Here is a 15,342-nt window from a genome sequence, read left to right on the forward strand (position 1 = left end):
GGGGTCATGCCCTCTACTTGACGTAAGTGAACACAGGTTGGTTGTCCCCGGGCATCAACCTGAAGGCTGACGGCGTCTGGTCCCGCCGCACGAGGGTGTGAAGCTGGTCCCACCAGGTTGGGGCCCGTGCGTCAGCGTGTCACGCTTTGAGACGCCTCTGCTCCACGACCCGGGGACCTCACCGAGGCCTCGAGGGAAGGACGGTCGACGACGATGTCTGCCAGCGCCGAAGAACCCGCCCCCTACGGCACCGGACCCGCCGCCAAGCCGGCGCCGGGCCGGAAGGTCCGCGTCCACCACCTGCGCGAGCTCAAGGACCGCGGCGAACCGTGGCCCATGCTCACCGCGTACGACATGTACACCGCCGCCCTGTTCGACGAGGCCGGGATCCCCGTGCTGCTCGTCGGCGACTCCGCGGCCAACAACGTCTTCGGGTACGACACGTCGCTGCCGGTGACGGTCGACGAGCTGCTGCCGCTGGTCCGGGCGGTCACCCGGTCGGTCAAGCGGGCCCTGGTGGTCGCCGACCTGCCGTTCGGCTCCTACCAGCTCTCGCCGCAGCAGGCGCTCGAGACGTCCGTGCGGTTCATGAAGGAGGGCCGCGCGCACGCCGTGAAGCTCGAGGGCGGCCGGCGGTTCGCCGCGCACGTCGAGGCGCTGACCTCGGCCGGGGTGCCGGTGATGGGTCACATCGGGTTCACCCCGCAGAGCGAGCACCACCTCGGCGGCTACCGGGTGCAGGGGCGCGGCGAAGCGGCGGACGTGCTGCTCGCCGACGCGCTGGCGCTGCAGGAGGCCGGGGCGTTCGCGGTGGTGATGGAGATGGTGCCCGCCGAAGCCGCGAAGCGCGTCACGGCGGAGCTGAAGATCCCGACGGTCGGCATCGGTGCCGGCCCGGACTGCGACGCCCAGGTGCTGGTCTGGCAGGACATGGCCGGGCTGCGGCGCGGCAAGGCACCGCGGTTCGTCAAGCGCTACGCCGACGTCGCGACCGTGCTGCAGAACGCGGCGACGGCCTTCGCCGAGGACGTCCGCCGCGGCGAGTTCCCGGCTCCGGAACACGCTTTCCACGACTAACCCCGGTTCCTGAACCGCTCGGCGAGCGCCGGGTCGTTCTCCCACCACAGCCCCGACGTCGAAGCGGCGCCCGAAGCGGCTTGTTCGTCCAGCTGGACGTCGATCTGCTTCGCGCGCCGCTCGTCGTCGCGGGCCCAGCGGACGAACAACGCCACGACGAACGGCAGGCCGGCGACGTCGCCACCGATCCACAGCACGCCCGCGCCGATGATCTGGTCGGTCCGGGGGTCCGGGCCGTGGCCGGGGTGCGCCGCGGCGTAGTGGTCCGGGGCGAGCAGCGGGCCGAGCCAGAGCACCAGGCCGAGCGCGCCGTCGAAGATCACCTCGGTGAACGCGATCCACACGGACACGAGGTGCGGGTCCCGGCGCGGCGTCGGGTCGAGGCCGAGGCGCGTCCAGAAGTACGTGAAGCCGCACAGCACGAGAACTACCCGGACCAGCCCGTCGGCAACCGGCGAGCGCAGCGTGAGGTCGTAGAGCGGGGTCAGGTAGACCACCAGCACCGGCGCGACCAGCACGACCGTGACGACCGGCGGGAACGTCAGGGCCCGCGCCACCGGGCCGCGGCCGTGGCGCCGCAGCCAGGCCGCGGGCCGCGTGTCCAGCAGGAGCCGGATCGGCGCGCCCAGGGCCAGCAGCAGCGGCGTGACCATCAGCAGCGTCGTGGTCTGGACCGCGCGGACCCAGAAGAACGTCGTGTCGTAGACGGCCAGCGGCGAGCAGGTGACCAGCACGATCGTCGCGAGGCCGGTGAGGAACGCCGTCGTGCGGCCCGCCGGCCAGCCGCGGCCGCGGGCGGCCCGGACGTAGAGCACGCCGAGCACGAGGACGACGATGACGGCCGGGGCGTCGAACGTCAGAGGCACGTCACACCGCGAAGTAGAGCAGGCTGCCGATTCCGGCGACCACGCAGTAAATGGCGAACGGGGTCAGAGTTCGCGTTTCGAAGTATCCGGTGAGGAACCGGACAGAAATGTACGAAGCCACCCCGGCGATGACGCTGCCGACGAGGGCCGGGCCGAGCGAAGCCTGGTTCTCCGGGGCGAACAGCGTCGGCATCTTGAGGACGCCGGCGGCGAGGATGACCGGGGTGGCGAGCAGGAAGGCGAACCGCGCGGCGTCTTCGTGGCCGAGCCCGCGGCGCAGCCCCGCGACCATCGTGATGCCGGACCGGCTGATGCCGGGCAGCAGCGCCAAGATCTGCGCCGCGCCGATCAGCACGGCCTCGCCGACCCCCAGCTTCGCCAGCCGGACGTCGGTCGCCTCCTCGACCGTGACCGCCCGCATGACCAGGGTTTCCTCGGCCGAGAAGTCCACCGTGTCCGCTTCGTCGGACGGTTTGGCGCGCGAGAACTTCTCGGCGGCGTAAAGCACACCGCCGTTGAGCGCCAGGAAGATCGCCGACGGCACCGGCTTGCCGAGGAAGTCGCGCAGCAGCCCTTCCAGCAGCAGGCCGGCCAGCCCGACGGGGATGGTGGCGAGCACGAGCAGCCACGCGAGCCGCTGGTCGGGGGTGCGGACTTCGCGGCGGCGGATCGACGTCCAGAGGCCGCCGATGATCCGCACCCAGTCCTTGCGGAAGAACAGCACCAGCGCCAGTGCGGTGGCGACGTGCATCGCGACGAGCACCGCGAGGTACGGCGAATCCTTGCCGATGCTCAGGTCCCGCTGCCATTGCCCGCCGAGCCAGGCGGGCAGCAGGATGCTGTGGCCGAGACTGGACACCGGAAACAATTCCGACACCCCTTGCAAGGCGCCGACGACAATCGCCTCGACATAGGTCACCGCGGACATTCCGGGTCCTTCCGTACCGCTTTCCGAGATCTCGTCACCGGAAAGTACCGGCCCATTCGTTAACACCGGGCAAGGGGGATGTGGTCACTCAGCGTTCCCTCAGCGGATCCTCTACCAGACGTTCACATCCATGAACATCAATCATGTTCTTGACTGGTGTTCCGGTCGTGGCTTAGCGTTTAGCCCGTCGCCGCCACGACGAAGAGTTCGAACCCTCGACGAGGAGGACCGGAATGCGTGAGCGGATTGCCGGCCGTCGTGACCACCCCGACGGCAGCGGTGTTCACCACCACGACCGCGGGACCCGCATCTGGGCCGCCGCCCCCTCCGGAGCCGGGAACTTCGCGGACGCGGCCACCGGCCGCTGACGCGTCATCGACCGGGAGCCCGCTCAGCCCGGCGGCGGGGGCGGGCTCCCACCTTTCTTGGCCGTCGTCCCGGTACCCGGCGGCGGGGCATCGGGGCGACGGTCAGGACCCTCCGGCAAAGTGTCACCCATGGACGAGCTCTACCCGCCGGTTCCCCTGCGCGCGGAAGGTTTTCTGGACGTCGGCGACGGCCACCGGATCCGCTGCCAGGAGGCCGGCGACCCGGCCGGGAAGCCGGTCGTGGTGCTGCACGGCGGGCCGGGCAGCGGGATCGCGCCGATGGCGGCTCGGCACTTCGACCCCGCGGCCTACCGGATCGTCCTGTTCGACCAGCGCGGGTCCGGCCGGTCGACACCGGGCGCGGACGACCTGGGCGCCAACACCCTGTGGCACCTGGTGTCCGACATGGAAATGCTGCGCGAGCGGCTCGGCATCGACCGCTGGCAGCTCTTCGGCGGTTCCTGGGGCGCGACGCTCGCGCTCGCCTACGCGGAGACGCACCCTTCGCGCGTCAGCGAGATCATCCTGCGGGGCGTGTTCACCGTGCGCCGCAGCGAACTCGACTGGATCTACCGGGGCGGGGCCGCGAACCTGTTCCCGCGCGAGTGGGAGGCCTTCCTCGCCCCGATCCCGCCGGACCGCCGGGAAGACCCCCTGGCCGCCTACGCCACCTTGCTCGACGACCCCGACGAAGGCGTCCGGAACCGGGCCGCGGTCGCGTGGAGCACGTGGGAGGGCGCGACGGTCTCCGTCCGGCCGCACGAGTCGTTCCTCCGCCAGTACGCCGACCCGGAGTTCGCGCTGACCTTCGCGCGGCTCGCCGTCCACTACTTCTCCCACGGCGCGTGGCTCGAAGACGGCCAGCTGATCCGCGACGCGGGCAAGCTCGCGGACATCCCCGGCACGATCGTGCAGGGCCGCTACGACGCGGTGTGCCCGCCGGTCACCGCGTACGAACTGCACCGCGCGTGGCCGGGTTCGGTGCTGAACCTGCTCGAGGGCGCGGGGCACGCGGTGACCGACCCGGGCGTGCTGGCCGCCCTGCGCGCGGCGACGGACTCATTCCGCGAGTAGCACCGCGAACACCTTTTCGAGCTTGCGCCGCAGCGTCCCTTCGTCCGCGCGGTTCAGCCCGGTGCTGCCGATCAGCGTGCGCATGACCCAGAACCCGGCGATGACCGCGAGGACCATCGCGGGCCCCTCGGTGCCGTCGCGGACCGGGAGGACGTCGGTCAGGTGCTTCTCGACGTGCCGTTCGATGCCGGCGCGCAGGATCTCCGCGGCCCGCGGGTTCGGCGCCGAGCGCAGCATCAGCAGGAACGGGTCGAGCCGGCCGGCGTCCGGCGCGGTCCGCCGGACCAGGGCGACCGCGATGTCGGCGGCCAATGTCGCAGGGTCGTCCGTCAGCACCGTCCGCTCGGCCATCGCCGCCTCGACGACCTCGGCGAACAGCCCTTCCTTCGAGCCGAAGTAGCGGTTGACGAGCATTGCCGTGACCCCGGCGGACTGGGCGATCTCGCGCACGCCGACGCCGTCGTAGCCGGCCCGGGTGAACGCTTCGAGCGCGGACGCCAGGATCGCTTCCCGGGTCGCGGCGGCGTTGCGGGTCTTCATGTATACGAGTGTAGACTTGCGTTAAGTCTACAGGTGTATACATAGATCGGAGGGGTCTAGTGGACCTCGGAATCACCGGCCGGCGCGCCCTCGTCACCGGCTCCAGCGCGGGTCTCGGCGCGGCGATCGCGCGGCTGCTGGCCGCGGAGGGCGCGGCCGTGGTCGTCCACGGCCGGGACGCGACCCGCGCCGGCAAGGTCGCGGCCGAGATCGGCGCGGCCGGGGTGGCCATCGGCGACCTGTCGACCGACGAGGGCGCGGCCGCGGTGGCCGCCGCGGCCGGGAACGTCGACATCCTGGTCAACAACGCCGGCTCGTACGACCACCTGTCGTGGTCCGACGCGACGCCGGAGGACTGGACGGCGACCTACGAGGCGAACGTCGTCTCGGCGGTCCGGATGATCCACCGGTTCGTGCCGGGCATGCGCGAGCGCGGCTGGGGCCGCGTGGTCCAGATCGGCGGCGGGCTGGCGATCCAGCCGATGGCGCTGCAGCCGCACTACACCGCGACGCTCGCCGCGCGGCACAACCTCGCGGTGTCGCTCGCCCGGGACCTCGCCGGGACGGGCGTGACGTCGAACGTGGTCTCGCCGGGCGCGATCCTGGTGGACTCGGTGCGGGACCTGCTCACGGAAATCGCACCCGCACACGGCTGGGGCGACGCATGGGCCGACATCGAGCGCAACGCGGCGCGCGACTTCGTGCCGAACGACGTCGGGCGCTTCGGGCGTCCCGAGGAGATCGCGGCCGCGGTCGGCTACCTCGTGAGCCCGGCGGCGGCGTACGTGAGCGGCGCGACGATCCGCGTCGACGGCGGCACGATCCGTTCGGTGCACTGAAGTTCGCCCGTTCGGGCCCGGCCCGGCGGCCCGTGCTGAGGACACTGGCGCCATGAGCGACTACATCCTCGCCCAGGCGCCGGACCGCGAAACCGAGCGGCGGCGGCTGGCGTTGCTGCAGGAGTACCACGACGCGCCGACGATCCGCGGGCTCGAGGCCACCGGCGTCACGGCGGGCTGGCGCTGCCTCGACGCGGGCGCGGGCGCCGGGTCGATCAGCCGGTGGCTCGCCGGCCGGGTCGGGACGGGTGGCGCCGTGCTGGCCGTCGACCTCGACCCGAGTCTGCTGGAAGAGCGGGAAAACCTCGGCGTGCGCCGGCTCGACCTGCGGAGCGACCCGTTGCCGGACCGGGCGTTCGACCTCGTTCACGCGCGGCTCGTGCTGACCCACCTGCCGGAGCGCGAAGAGGTCCTCGACCGGCTGGTGCGCGCCGCGCGCCCGGGTGGCTGGGTGGTCGTCGGCGACATCAACTTCGGCACCACCCGGCCGGACGGCGACGACGCCGCGTTCACCCGCGTCGCCGACGCCTACCCGGCGGTGTCGGCGAGCGCGGGCGGCGATCCCGCGCTCGGCCCGAAGCTCGCCGGGATGCTGGTCCACCGCGGCCTCACCGAGATCCACGCCGAGGCCTACCGGACCTACGAGTTCGGCGGCAGCGTCGGCTCGCTCGCGATGAGCTTGACGTTCGAACGGATCCGGGAGCCCGCTCGCGCCCTCGGCGTGACCGACGCCGACGTCGACCACGCCCGGGCGCGGCTGGCCGATCCCGGGTTCGGCTTCTTCGGCCCCGAGTTCTGGACGGTCCGGGGCCGGAAGTCAGAGACGTCCGCCTGAAGCCGTGTCGCCCGAAAGCCGTTGCGCCAGGTACACCGGCACCGTCGACACCACGATCAGCACCGCCGCGACGACGTTGACGATCGGGGCCTGGTTGGGCCGGAACAGGTTGTCGTAGATCCAGATCGGCAGCGTCTCCATGCCGGTGCCGAGGGTGAACGTCGTCACGATGATCTCGTCGAACGACAGCGCGAACGCCAGGAGCCCGCCCGCCAGCAGCGCCGAGCGCAGCATCGGGAACGTCACCAGCCGGAACGTCGTGAAGCCGGTCGCGCCGAGGTCCATCGACGCTTCCTCGAGGTTGCCACCCATCCGCCGCAGCCGCGCGACGACGTTGTTGAACACCACCACGATGCAGAACGTCGCGTGCGCGATGATCGCCGTGAGCAGGCCGAGGTCGATGCCGAGGATCGTGCGGAAGGCGTTGTTCAGCGCGATGCCGGTGACGATGCCCGGCAACGCGATCGGCAGGATGATCAGCAGCGACACCGGGTTCCGGCCGAAGAACCGGTAGCGCTGCAACGCGAACGCGGCCATCGTGCCGAGCACCAGCGCGATCGCCGTCGCCGCCAGACCGGCCTCGACGCTCGTCCACAGGGCGTGCAGCGCACCCTCGTTCGACGCCGCGCGTCCCCACCAATCCAGCGTGAAGCTCGACGGCGGGAAGCCGAACGTCGTGTCCGCGTTGAAGGAGTTGAGCAGCACCACCACCAGCGGGAAGTAGATCACCGCCAGGCCGAGGCCCAGCGCGGTCCACAGCAGCGCCCGGGACGTCCGCACCGCGACTCCTAGAGGTTGTCCAGCGCGCCGGTGCGGCGCACCGCGGCCAGGTAGACGAGCATGATCACGACCGGCACGGTCGCCACCGTCGCCGCGAAGGGCAGGTTGTTGGCGGCGCCGATGTTGTCGTAGACGACGTTGCCGAGCATCTGCGACGTACCGCCGACGATCTTCACGGCGATGTAGTCGCCCAGCGACAACGAGAACGTGAAGATCGAGCCGGCCACGATCGCCGGGAACGTCAGCGGCAGGATCACCGAGCGGAACGTCCGCGGCGAGCGGGCGCCGAGGTCGCCCGAAGCGTCCACAAGGGAGTCCGGCAGCCGGTCGAGGCCCGCGTAGATCGGCAGGATCATGTACGGCAGCCACAGGTAGGACAGCGTGATGATGGTGGCCGTGACGCCGTACCCGGGTGAGATCCAGCTCAGGGCGCCGTTGCCCGACAGCATCGAGCGCCAGGCGTACGCCTTGACCAGGTAACTCGCCCAGAGCGGCGTCATCACCGCGATCACCAGGATCCGCTGCGCGCGCGGCGACGCGAGCTTGGCCATCGCGTAGGCCATCGGGAACGCGATGACCGCGTCGATCACCGTGACCAGCGCGGCGATCCCGACCGTGCGGAAGGTGATCGTGCGGTAGACCGCGTCGCTGAACAACGTCTTGAAGTTGTCCAGCGACCACTCGATGGCGACCTGGCCGGTGAACGCGTCGGTGTGCCAGAACGCCGTCACGAACAACGCGGCGAGCGCGCCCAGGTAGGCCAGGCCGAGCCAGAGCAGCGGGGCCGAGAGCAGGAAGCCCAAGCGCAGCCTGGGCTTCCTGTAGAAGAAGGCCGATACGGCGGTCATGTCAGCCCTTGATCTCGGTCCACGCCTTGGTCCACTCGCCGTAGTCCTTGCACTTGACGTCCGTGCGGCCGTCGAGGCACTGCTGGATCGGCGTGGTCCAGTACGCGATCTTCGACGCGTAGGCGGAGTCGTTGGCGTGGTAGGTGTCGCAGAGCGTCTTGTCGGTCATCTCCGCGCACGCCTTGGTGTTCGCCGGCGCCTCGCCGAAGTATTCGGCGACCTGGGCGTTCACCTTCGGGCCGATGATGTAGTCGAGCCACTTGTAGGCGCACGTCTTGTGCGGCGACTTCGCGGCGACCATCCAGGTGTCCGACCACCCGGTGGCGCCTTCGCTCGGCACGGACGCCTCGAGCGGCGCGCCCTCGCCCTTGGTCAGGTTGACCGTGACCTGCCAGGCGGTGCCGACGACGGCGTCGGCGTTCTTCAGCGCCTGGGACTCCTTCAGGTAGTCCGACCAGTACTCGGACACCAGCGGCCGCTGCTGCTTGAGCAGGTTCACCGCGGCGGTGAACTGCTTGTCGTCGAGGGCGTACGGGTTCTTGATGCCGAGGTCCGGCTGGTGCGCCATCAGGTACAGCGCGGCGTCGGCGATGTAGATCGGCGAGTCGTAGGCGATCACCTTGCCCTTGTAGGGCGAGTTCGCGTCGAACATCACCGACCACGAGTCCGGCGCCGGGGTCACCTTGTCGGTGCGCCAGGTCAGCAGGTTCGCGCCCCAGCCGTGCGGGATGCCGTAGGCCACGTTGCCGACGCTGTTCCAGGACTTGTTCTTCAGGAACGGCTGGACGTCGTTGTAGTTCGGGACGAGCGCGGTGTTCACCGGCTCGGCGTCCCCGGATGCGACCAGCCGCAGCGACGCGTCACCCGACGCGGAAACGACGTCGTACTGCCCGGTCTTCATGAGCGTGACGGCTTCGTCGGACGTGCCGAACGGCTTGACGTTCACCTTGCAGCCGGTCTGCTGCTCGAACGGCGTCACCCAGTTGACCTTCGGGTCGTTGGAGCCGTTCTCCGCGTAGCCGGGCCAGGCCAGCACGTTCAGCGCGCCCTCCGGCTGGCCGAGCGCCTTCAGCGCTTCGAGCTTCGGCGGGGTGAACCCCTGCGCGCCCGGCGGCGCGGCGGAGTTCGAACCCGACGTGCCACATGCAGCCAACAGCAGGCTGGCGCCGAGGAGCCCGGCAAGCCGCGTCTTCCTGTTCTTCATGGCAAACCCTTCACTGACCGGGAACCTGAAAACTGTGTTCGGTGCGCCAGCTCAGCCGGACTCTCCCGGCGGCGAAGGCGCCCTCGGTGTTCTGCTGGACGACCGAGAGCTGGCCACCGGCGTCCAGGGCGACCGAGTAGCGCACGGTCGCGCCCGCGTAGACGACGTCGGTGACCGTGCCGGTCGCGCTGGTGTCCCCCGGCGCCGCGGGTTCGGACAGGGCGTCGTCGATGCGGATCTTCTCCGGGCGGATGCTGAACAGCCCCGGCCGGCCGATCACGGACTCGGCACCGCGGCCGCCGAGCAGGTTGGACGTCCCGACGAACCCGGCGACGAACGCGCTGGCCGGCCGTTCGTAGACCTCTTCGGGCGTCCCGACCTGTTCGATCTTGCCGTCGTTGAAGACGGCGATCCGGTCGCTCATGGTGAGCGCCTCGTCCTGGTCGTGGGTGACGAAGACGAACGTGATGCCGACGTCGCGCTGGATCTGCTTGAGCTCCAGCTGCATCGCCTGCCGCAGCTTGAGGTCGAGCGCGCCGAGCGGCTCGTCGAGCAGCAGCACCTTGGGCCGGTTCACCAGCGCCCGGGCGAGCGCCACGCGCTGGCGCTGGCCGCCGGACAGCTGCGCGGGCTTGCGCGCGCCGTAGTCCTCCAGCCGGACGGTCTTGAGCGCTTCGAGCGCCCGCTCCCGGCGTTGCTGCTTCGGGACGCGCTTGACCTTCAGGCCGTATTCGACGTTCTGCTGCACCGTCATGTGCGGGAACAGGGCGTAGTCCTGGAAGACCGTGTTGACGTCCCGCTCGAACGGCGCCAGGTGCGTGACGTCCCGCCCCTCGAGCTCGATCGAGCCCGCGGTGGGCAGCTCGAACCCGGCGATCAGGCGCAGCACGGTCGTCTTGCCGGAGCCGGACGGGCCGAGCATCGAGAAGAACTCGCCGGGCGGGATGTCGAGGTCGACGCCGTCGACCGCGTGGACGTCGCCGAAGTGCTTGCGCAGCCCGGAAAGCCGGATCGCGGGCCGCGCGGTCTCGTTCGACGGCGCGGGGTCCTCGCGCGTCTCGGTGGGTGCTTGGTTGGGCATCGCCAGCCTCACAGTGCGCTCATCACGTGCTTGATCCGGGTGTAGTCCTCGAGGCCGTACAGCGAGAGGTCCTTGCCGTAGCCCGACTTCTTGAACCCGCCGTGCGGCATCTCGGCCACCAGCGGGATGTGGGTGTTGATCCAGACGCAGCCGAAGTCGAGCTTCGCCGAGACGCGCATCGCGCGCTGGTGGTCGCGGGTCCAGATCGACGACGCGAGGCCGTACTGGACGGCGTTCGCGGCCTTCAGCGCTTCTTCCTCGTCGGAGAACCGCTGGACGGTGATGACCGGGCCGAAGATCTCGTTCTGGCTGATCTCGTCGTCCTGGCGGACGCCGGAGACGACCGTGGCCTCGTAGAAGTAGCCCTCGTCGCCCGCGCGGTGTCCTCCACAGTGGACGGTTGCGTGCCTCGGCAGCCGGTCGATGAACCCGGACACCTTCGCCAGCTGGGCCGCGTTGTTGAGCGGGCCGTACGCGACGTCTTCGTCGTCCGGCTTGCCGGTCTTGGTGGCCTCGGCCTGCCGGGCGAGGGCCGCGACGAAGGTGTCGTGCACCTCGTCGGCGACCAGCACGCGGGTGGCGGCGGTGCAGTCCTGGCCGGCGTTGAAGTAGCCCGCGACGGCGATGGCTTCCGCGGCGGCGTCGAGGTCGGCGTCGGCGAAGACGATGACCGGCGCCTTGCCGCCCAGCTCCAGGTGCACGCGCTTGACGTCGGTGGCCGCCGACTTCGCGACCTCGATGCCCGCGCGGACCGAGCCGGTGATCGACACCATGGCCGGGATGTCGTGCTCGACCAGCGCGCGGCCGGTGTCGCGGTCGCCGCACACGACGTTGAACACGCCCGGCGGCAGGAACTCCCCGGCGATCTCGGCGAGCAGCAGCGTCGAGGCCGGCGTGGTGTCCGACGGCTTGAGCACGATCGTGTTGCCGGCCGCGAGCGCGGGCGCGATCTTCCAGATGGCCATGAGCAGCGGGTAGTTCCACGGCGTGACCTGCGCGCAGACCCCGACCGGCTCACGGCGGACGAAGGACGTGTGGCCTTCCATGTACTCGCCGGCCGAGCGGCCCTCCAGCACGCGGGCGGCGCCGGCGAAGAACCGGACCTGGTCGAGGACCATCGGGATCTCTTCGGCCATGGTCAGCGCGACCGGCTTGCCGGTGTTCGCGGACTCGACCCGGACGATCTCCTCCGCGCGTGCTTCGAGGGCGTCGGCGATCTTCAGCAGCGCGAGCTGGCGCTGGGCCGGTGTCGTCGCCCGCCAGGTCTCGAACGCGGTCGCGGCGACCTGCAGCGCGTTGTCGACGTCCTCGGGCCCGGCGACCGGCGCGGTGCAGTACGGGCGCCCGGTGACCGGGTCGGTGATCTCCGCCGTCCGGCCCGACTTGGACTCGACGTACGCGCCGCCGACGTAGTGCTTCAGCTCCTGCACGGTGGACTCCCTCGGGTTCGCAGGGCTAAAACATATAAGTCCATATGTAATAGGACAAGTGGATCAGGCAAGATTGGTGCGAACGGGTAGCCCCGACGACGAAGGGTCACGATGCGCAAGGGCATGTCGCACAGCGCGCGGTCCGCCATGTTCGCGCCGCTCGGCCAGGTCGGCCGCGCGGAAGCGGTGGCGGCCCGGCTGGTCGACGCCATCACGCTCGGCCTGCTCGCCGACCAGGAGCAGCTGCCGAGCGAAGCCGACCTGGCCGCGCAGTTCGGCGTCTCGACCGTGACGGTCCGGGAAGCGCTGGTGGCGTTGCGGCAGCAGGGGCTCGTCGAGACGCGGCGGGGACGTAGCGGCGGCAGCTTCGTCCGCGCGCCGGCCAACCCGCCGTCGGACGCCTGGCGCGCGCGGCTGAGCGAGGTGTCACTGTCGGACCTGCGCGACGTCGGCGACCACTACCTGGCGATCGCCGGGGCCGCCGCGAAGCTCGCCGCCGAACGCAGCTCCCCCGAGGACGTCGCCCGGCTCGGCTTGGCGACCGACGACCTCCGCACCGCGCGGGGCATCGACTTCACGCGGGCGGAGCGGCAGTTCCACCTGGAGGTCGCGGCCGCGGCGCAGTCACCGCGGCTCACCCACGAAGAGGTCCACCTGCAGGCCGAGCTGGGCGGGCTGCTCTGGCTGCCGATCGGTTCCGAGGCCCACGCGCACGAGGAGCACGCGGCGATCACCGCCGCGATCGACGCCGCCGACGGCGACTTGGCCCGCAAGCTGACGGAGGAACACATCCTGGGCGCGCTCGACCGCCTCGCGGACGTGCACCTCGGCCTGCTCGCCCCGTAAACTCCGCACAACCCGCGCATCGAGGTGAGCACCGTGAACGACACCCGCACGCTGGCCGGCGACGAGGTCGTCGAGCAGGTTTCGGCGCTGGTGGAAGGGGTTTTCGACCGGCTGAAGCCGCTGCTGGCGGCCGCCGAGTCGGTCCTGGCGGACACCCCGTCCGCGGCGGCGCTGCACCGGATCCGCCCGCAGGTCACCGAGGCCCTCGGCGGCTTGATCATCGGCGCGGGCTTCGTCAGCGCGCCGAACGTGCTCGCGGACTCGGAGTTCGGCTTCGAATGGTGGACTCGTTCGGCTTCCGAACCGCCGTCGCAGCTGTTCATCAGCTTGGACCCGGGCAGCGAGAACTTCCTCGACTACACGCGCCAGTCCTGGTTCACGGTCCCGCGCGACACCGGGCGGCGGCACATCAACGGCCCGTACGTCGACTACCTCTGCACGGACGAGTACACGCTGACGTTCACGATCCCGGTGTTCCTGGGCGGGGCTTTCGCGGGCGTGGTGGGCGCCGACGTCTACGTGCGCGAATTCGAGCGGGCAGTACGGCCGCGGCTGCGGTCACTGGGCCGCGGGGCGGCCCTGCTGAACGCGCAGGGGCGGGTGATCGTGTCGAACAGCGTCCGCCAGCCGACGGGGTCGCTGGTGCGCGAGGCCGACGTCCCGGCCTGGTGGTCCGCGGACGCGGAACCGGGGCCGTCGTTGCGCCGGTGCGGCGATTCGCCGATCGTGCTGGTGACCGGGGACTAAGGGCCGCCCATCATCGCGTAGCCCACGTAGCAGTCGGGCCCGTCTTGCACGAGGACGATCATCGGCGCGTCTTCGGGGACCGGCTTCCTGACGAACACGGGGTGCGCGGCCCCGAACCAGGTGTCCACTTCGTCGACCTGGGCGAGGGTGGCGTCGAGGTTCGCCGACGTCACGCAGTACGGCTCGTCGTGACACCACCCGGCTCCAGCACAGGTGGTGTAGCTGCGGTAGTCCCGGCCGGCGTGGTGAATGCGGTACGGCAGCCCGTGGTCGCCCGGCAGCGCGTAGCCGAAGTGGTTGGCCGTCCAGGGCAGGAACGCGAGCCCGCCCGCCGCGAGGAGGACGACCGCGAGTGCCACCAGTGCCGTGCGTCTGTAGACCACGAGAAGAGGACGTCCGACCCGGCGCTGGTGTTGCTCAGGCCTGCAAAGCCACCCAAAGCTCCGCCCGAACCCCAGGCGCGTCCAGATCCCGGCCGAGCAGTTCCCCGGCCTTCCGGATCCGGTTCCGCAGCGTGTGGCGGTGCACGCCGAGCCGGGCGGCGGCGATGTCCCAGTGGCCGTGGTGTTCCAGCCAGCAGCGCAGGGAATCGACGAGGTCGCCCCGGCCCGTCTCGTCGTGCTCGCGCAACGGTGTCAGCACGCCGCGCGCAAACGCTTGCGCCACCGCCGGTTCGATCAGCGACAGCAGGCCCCGGCCCGTGTGCTCGGCCGCCGACACCAGGACCTTGTCCTCCGCCAGCGCGACTCCGGCCGCCAGTTCCGCCTGCTCCAAGCCGACGGCGAAGTCCGTTGTGGACACCGGGCCCGCCACGCCGCCGTGCAGGCCGCCGATCCGGACCGCCGCGTCCGTCACGGGTCCCGCCTCGCCGATCGCGACCACCGACGAGCCCCACCGCGCCGCGAACACCGGCTCGCTCTCCAGCGCGCCGAGCAGCTTGCGCCGGGCCGCGGGCGAGCCGGCGAACACCAGCACCGACCACGGCGCCGCGGGCGGCTCGGCCCCGGTCGCCGCCAGCACCCGCAGGGCCAGCTCGGCCTGACCGCCGGCCAGCAGCTCCAGCAGTCCCGTGCGCAACGCCTCCCGCGCCGCGGCCTGCGCGCGATCCTGTTCCAGCGCCAGGGAAAGCACCGAAACCGCGGTGTTCACGATGTGCCGCCCCGCGGTGTCGAGCGACGCCCCGACGGCCAGCACCCGGCGCGCGCTCGTGTCGAGCGTCTGGAGCACGACCTCTTCGCCGTCGAGGACGACAACCCGCGTGCCGGTGCGAAGCCGCTCCAGTTCTTCGCGCAGAGAAGGGCCGTACGCGCGTGCGCTCGCCGGAGCAGCTTCGACGACCGTAGTGCGCTCGAGAAGCAGCACCCAGCCGTCGACGAGCTTCGCGAGCTTCCGCAGCACCCCCGCCGGGCCGCCCTTGCCGACCGCCGTGCGGGTCAGCTCCTGCTGGGCCCGGCCGATCCGGACCGTCGTCGCGTACTCGTCCGCCGCCACCGCCCGCGACACCGCGCGGGTGATCGCGATGAACGGCGTCTCGCGCGGCACTTCCAGCACCGGGAGCCCCACCTCGGCCGCCGTGGCCACGAGCGAGCGCGGGACGGAGTCGTGGCTCAGCCCGACGCCGAAGCCGAGCCCGGCGGCTCCCGCGTCGACCAGCCGCCGGACGTAGGCCGGGGACGTGTCCTCGTCGAGGGCCAGCCCGGTGGTGAGCAGGAGCTCGCCGCCTTCGAGGAAGGCGCGCGGGTCGGTCAGCTCGGTCGGGTGCACCCAGCCGATCGGGCGGTCCAAGACGTCTTCGCCGGTCAGCACCCGCAGCCCGAGCGGGCGGTCGGCGGCCAGTCCGGCCAGCGTGAGTGCCATAACGGCACATTCTACGCCCCGA

17 protein-coding genes are annotated in these 15,342 nt (G+C 71.1%); 7 read left to right on the forward strand and 10 right to left on the reverse strand.

Annotated features, from left to right (window positions below):
• Positions 1–213 precede the first annotated feature (213 nt).
• The gene (gene panB, locus ACYVLJ_RS45405; protein WP_460443372.1) at positions 214–1,077 is read left to right on the forward strand and encodes a 3-methyl-2-oxobutanoate hydroxymethyltransferase; all 864 of its coding nucleotides are present in this window, start codon (positions 214–216) and stop codon (positions 1,075–1,077) included.
• On the opposite strand, the gene ACYVLJ_RS45410 is transcribed toward panB, so the two are convergent.
• Positions 1,074–1,943, reverse strand: coding sequence for a cytochrome c oxidase assembly protein (locus ACYVLJ_RS45410; RefSeq protein WP_460443373.1), 870 nt, complete (start codon positions 1,941–1,943; stop codon positions 1,074–1,076). The genes panB and ACYVLJ_RS45410 overlap by 4 nt on opposite strands.
• A gap of 1 nt (position 1,944) precedes the next feature.
• Positions 1,945–2,871, reverse strand: coding sequence for an undecaprenyl-diphosphate phosphatase (locus ACYVLJ_RS45415; RefSeq protein WP_451987806.1), 927 nt, complete (start codon positions 2,869–2,871; stop codon positions 1,945–1,947).
• A 233-nt stretch (positions 2,872–3,104) separates the two neighbouring features.
• Between ACYVLJ_RS45415 and ACYVLJ_RS45420 the strand changes: the two genes are divergently transcribed.
• Positions 3,105–3,239, forward strand: a complete 135-nt coding sequence (locus ACYVLJ_RS45420) for a hypothetical protein (protein ID WP_460443374.1) — start codon at positions 3,105–3,107, stop codon at positions 3,237–3,239.
• A gap of 129 nt (positions 3,240–3,368) precedes the next feature.
• A complete protein-coding gene (gene pip / locus ACYVLJ_RS45425) occupies positions 3,369–4,313 on the forward strand; it encodes an alpha/beta hydrolase family protein (protein WP_460443375.1) in 945 nt (314 codons plus the stop codon).
• Here pip and ACYVLJ_RS45430 read toward each other — a convergent pair.
• On the reverse strand, positions 4,299–4,853 hold the full coding sequence (locus tag ACYVLJ_RS45430; RefSeq protein WP_460443376.1) for a TetR family transcriptional regulator: 555 nt from the start codon (positions 4,851–4,853) through the stop codon (positions 4,299–4,301). The two genes, pip and ACYVLJ_RS45430, sit on opposite strands and share 15 nt — an antisense overlap.
• 59 nt (positions 4,854–4,912) lie before the next feature.
• Here ACYVLJ_RS45430 and ACYVLJ_RS45435 point away from each other — a divergent pair, with 59 nt between their 5' ends.
• Positions 4,913–5,692 carry an SDR family NAD(P)-dependent oxidoreductase gene (locus tag ACYVLJ_RS45435; RefSeq protein ID WP_460443377.1) on the forward strand — a complete coding sequence of 260 codons (780 nt, stop codon included), beginning with the start codon at positions 4,913–4,915 and terminating at the stop codon, positions 5,690–5,692.
• Between the two features lie 52 nt (positions 5,693–5,744).
• A complete protein-coding gene (locus ACYVLJ_RS45440; protein WP_460443378.1) occupies positions 5,745–6,527 on the forward strand; it encodes a methyltransferase domain-containing protein in 783 nt (260 codons plus the stop codon).
• On the opposite strand, the gene ACYVLJ_RS45445 is transcribed toward ACYVLJ_RS45440, so the two are convergent.
• From ACYVLJ_RS45445 to ACYVLJ_RS45465, 5 genes are read right to left on the reverse strand one after another with little or no spacing between them, the layout of a single operon-like run.
• Complete coding sequence (locus ACYVLJ_RS45445; RefSeq protein ID WP_460443379.1) at positions 6,510–7,307, reverse strand: ABC transporter permease; 798 nt, start codon at positions 7,305–7,307, stop codon at positions 6,510–6,512. The genes ACYVLJ_RS45440 and ACYVLJ_RS45445 overlap by 18 nt on opposite strands.
• An 8-nt stretch (positions 7,308–7,315) precedes the next feature.
• Positions 7,316–8,155 (reverse strand): ABC transporter permease, encoded by an 840-nt coding sequence (locus tag ACYVLJ_RS45450; RefSeq protein WP_451987792.1) that lies wholly within the window; start codon positions 8,153–8,155, stop codon positions 7,316–7,318.
• Between the two features lies 1 nt (position 8,156).
• Positions 8,157–9,359 (reverse strand): ABC transporter substrate-binding protein, encoded by a 1,203-nt coding sequence (locus ACYVLJ_RS45455; RefSeq protein ID WP_460443380.1) that lies wholly within the window; start codon positions 9,357–9,359, stop codon positions 8,157–8,159.
• A 10-nt stretch (positions 9,360–9,369) separates the two neighbouring features.
• Complete coding sequence (locus ACYVLJ_RS45460; protein ID WP_460443381.1) at positions 9,370–10,440, reverse strand: ABC transporter ATP-binding protein; 1,071 nt, start codon at positions 10,438–10,440, stop codon at positions 9,370–9,372.
• An 8-nt stretch (positions 10,441–10,448) separates the two neighbouring features.
• Positions 10,449–11,870, reverse strand: coding sequence for a gamma-aminobutyraldehyde dehydrogenase (locus tag ACYVLJ_RS45465; protein ID WP_460443382.1), 1,422 nt, complete (start codon positions 11,868–11,870; stop codon positions 10,449–10,451).
• Positions 11,871–11,981: 111 nt separating this feature from the next.
• Here ACYVLJ_RS45465 and ACYVLJ_RS45470 point away from each other — a divergent pair, with 111 nt between their 5' ends.
• Together ACYVLJ_RS45470 and ACYVLJ_RS45475 are read left to right on the forward strand one after the other, a co-directional pair.
• Positions 11,982–12,716 (forward strand): FadR/GntR family transcriptional regulator, encoded by a 735-nt coding sequence (locus ACYVLJ_RS45470; RefSeq protein ID WP_460443383.1) that lies wholly within the window; start codon positions 11,982–11,984, stop codon positions 12,714–12,716.
• A gap of 33 nt (positions 12,717–12,749) precedes the next feature.
• A complete protein-coding gene (locus tag ACYVLJ_RS45475) occupies positions 12,750–13,463 on the forward strand; it encodes a cache domain-containing protein (protein WP_460443384.1) in 714 nt (237 codons plus the stop codon).
• Here the strand turns inward: ACYVLJ_RS45475 and ACYVLJ_RS45480 are convergent.
• A complete protein-coding gene (locus tag ACYVLJ_RS45480; protein ID WP_460443385.1) occupies positions 13,460–13,846 on the reverse strand; it encodes a hypothetical protein in 387 nt (128 codons plus the stop codon). The two genes, ACYVLJ_RS45475 and ACYVLJ_RS45480, sit on opposite strands and share 4 nt — an antisense overlap.
• Positions 13,847–13,880: 34 nt before the next feature.
• Positions 13,881–15,320: a PucR family transcriptional regulator gene (locus ACYVLJ_RS45485; RefSeq protein ID WP_460443386.1), complete on the reverse strand. Its 1,440-nt coding sequence runs from the start codon at positions 15,318–15,320 to the stop codon at positions 13,881–13,883.
• Positions 15,321–15,342 lie beyond the last annotated feature (22 nt).

Source organism: Amycolatopsis stemonae (assembly GCF_054781455.1).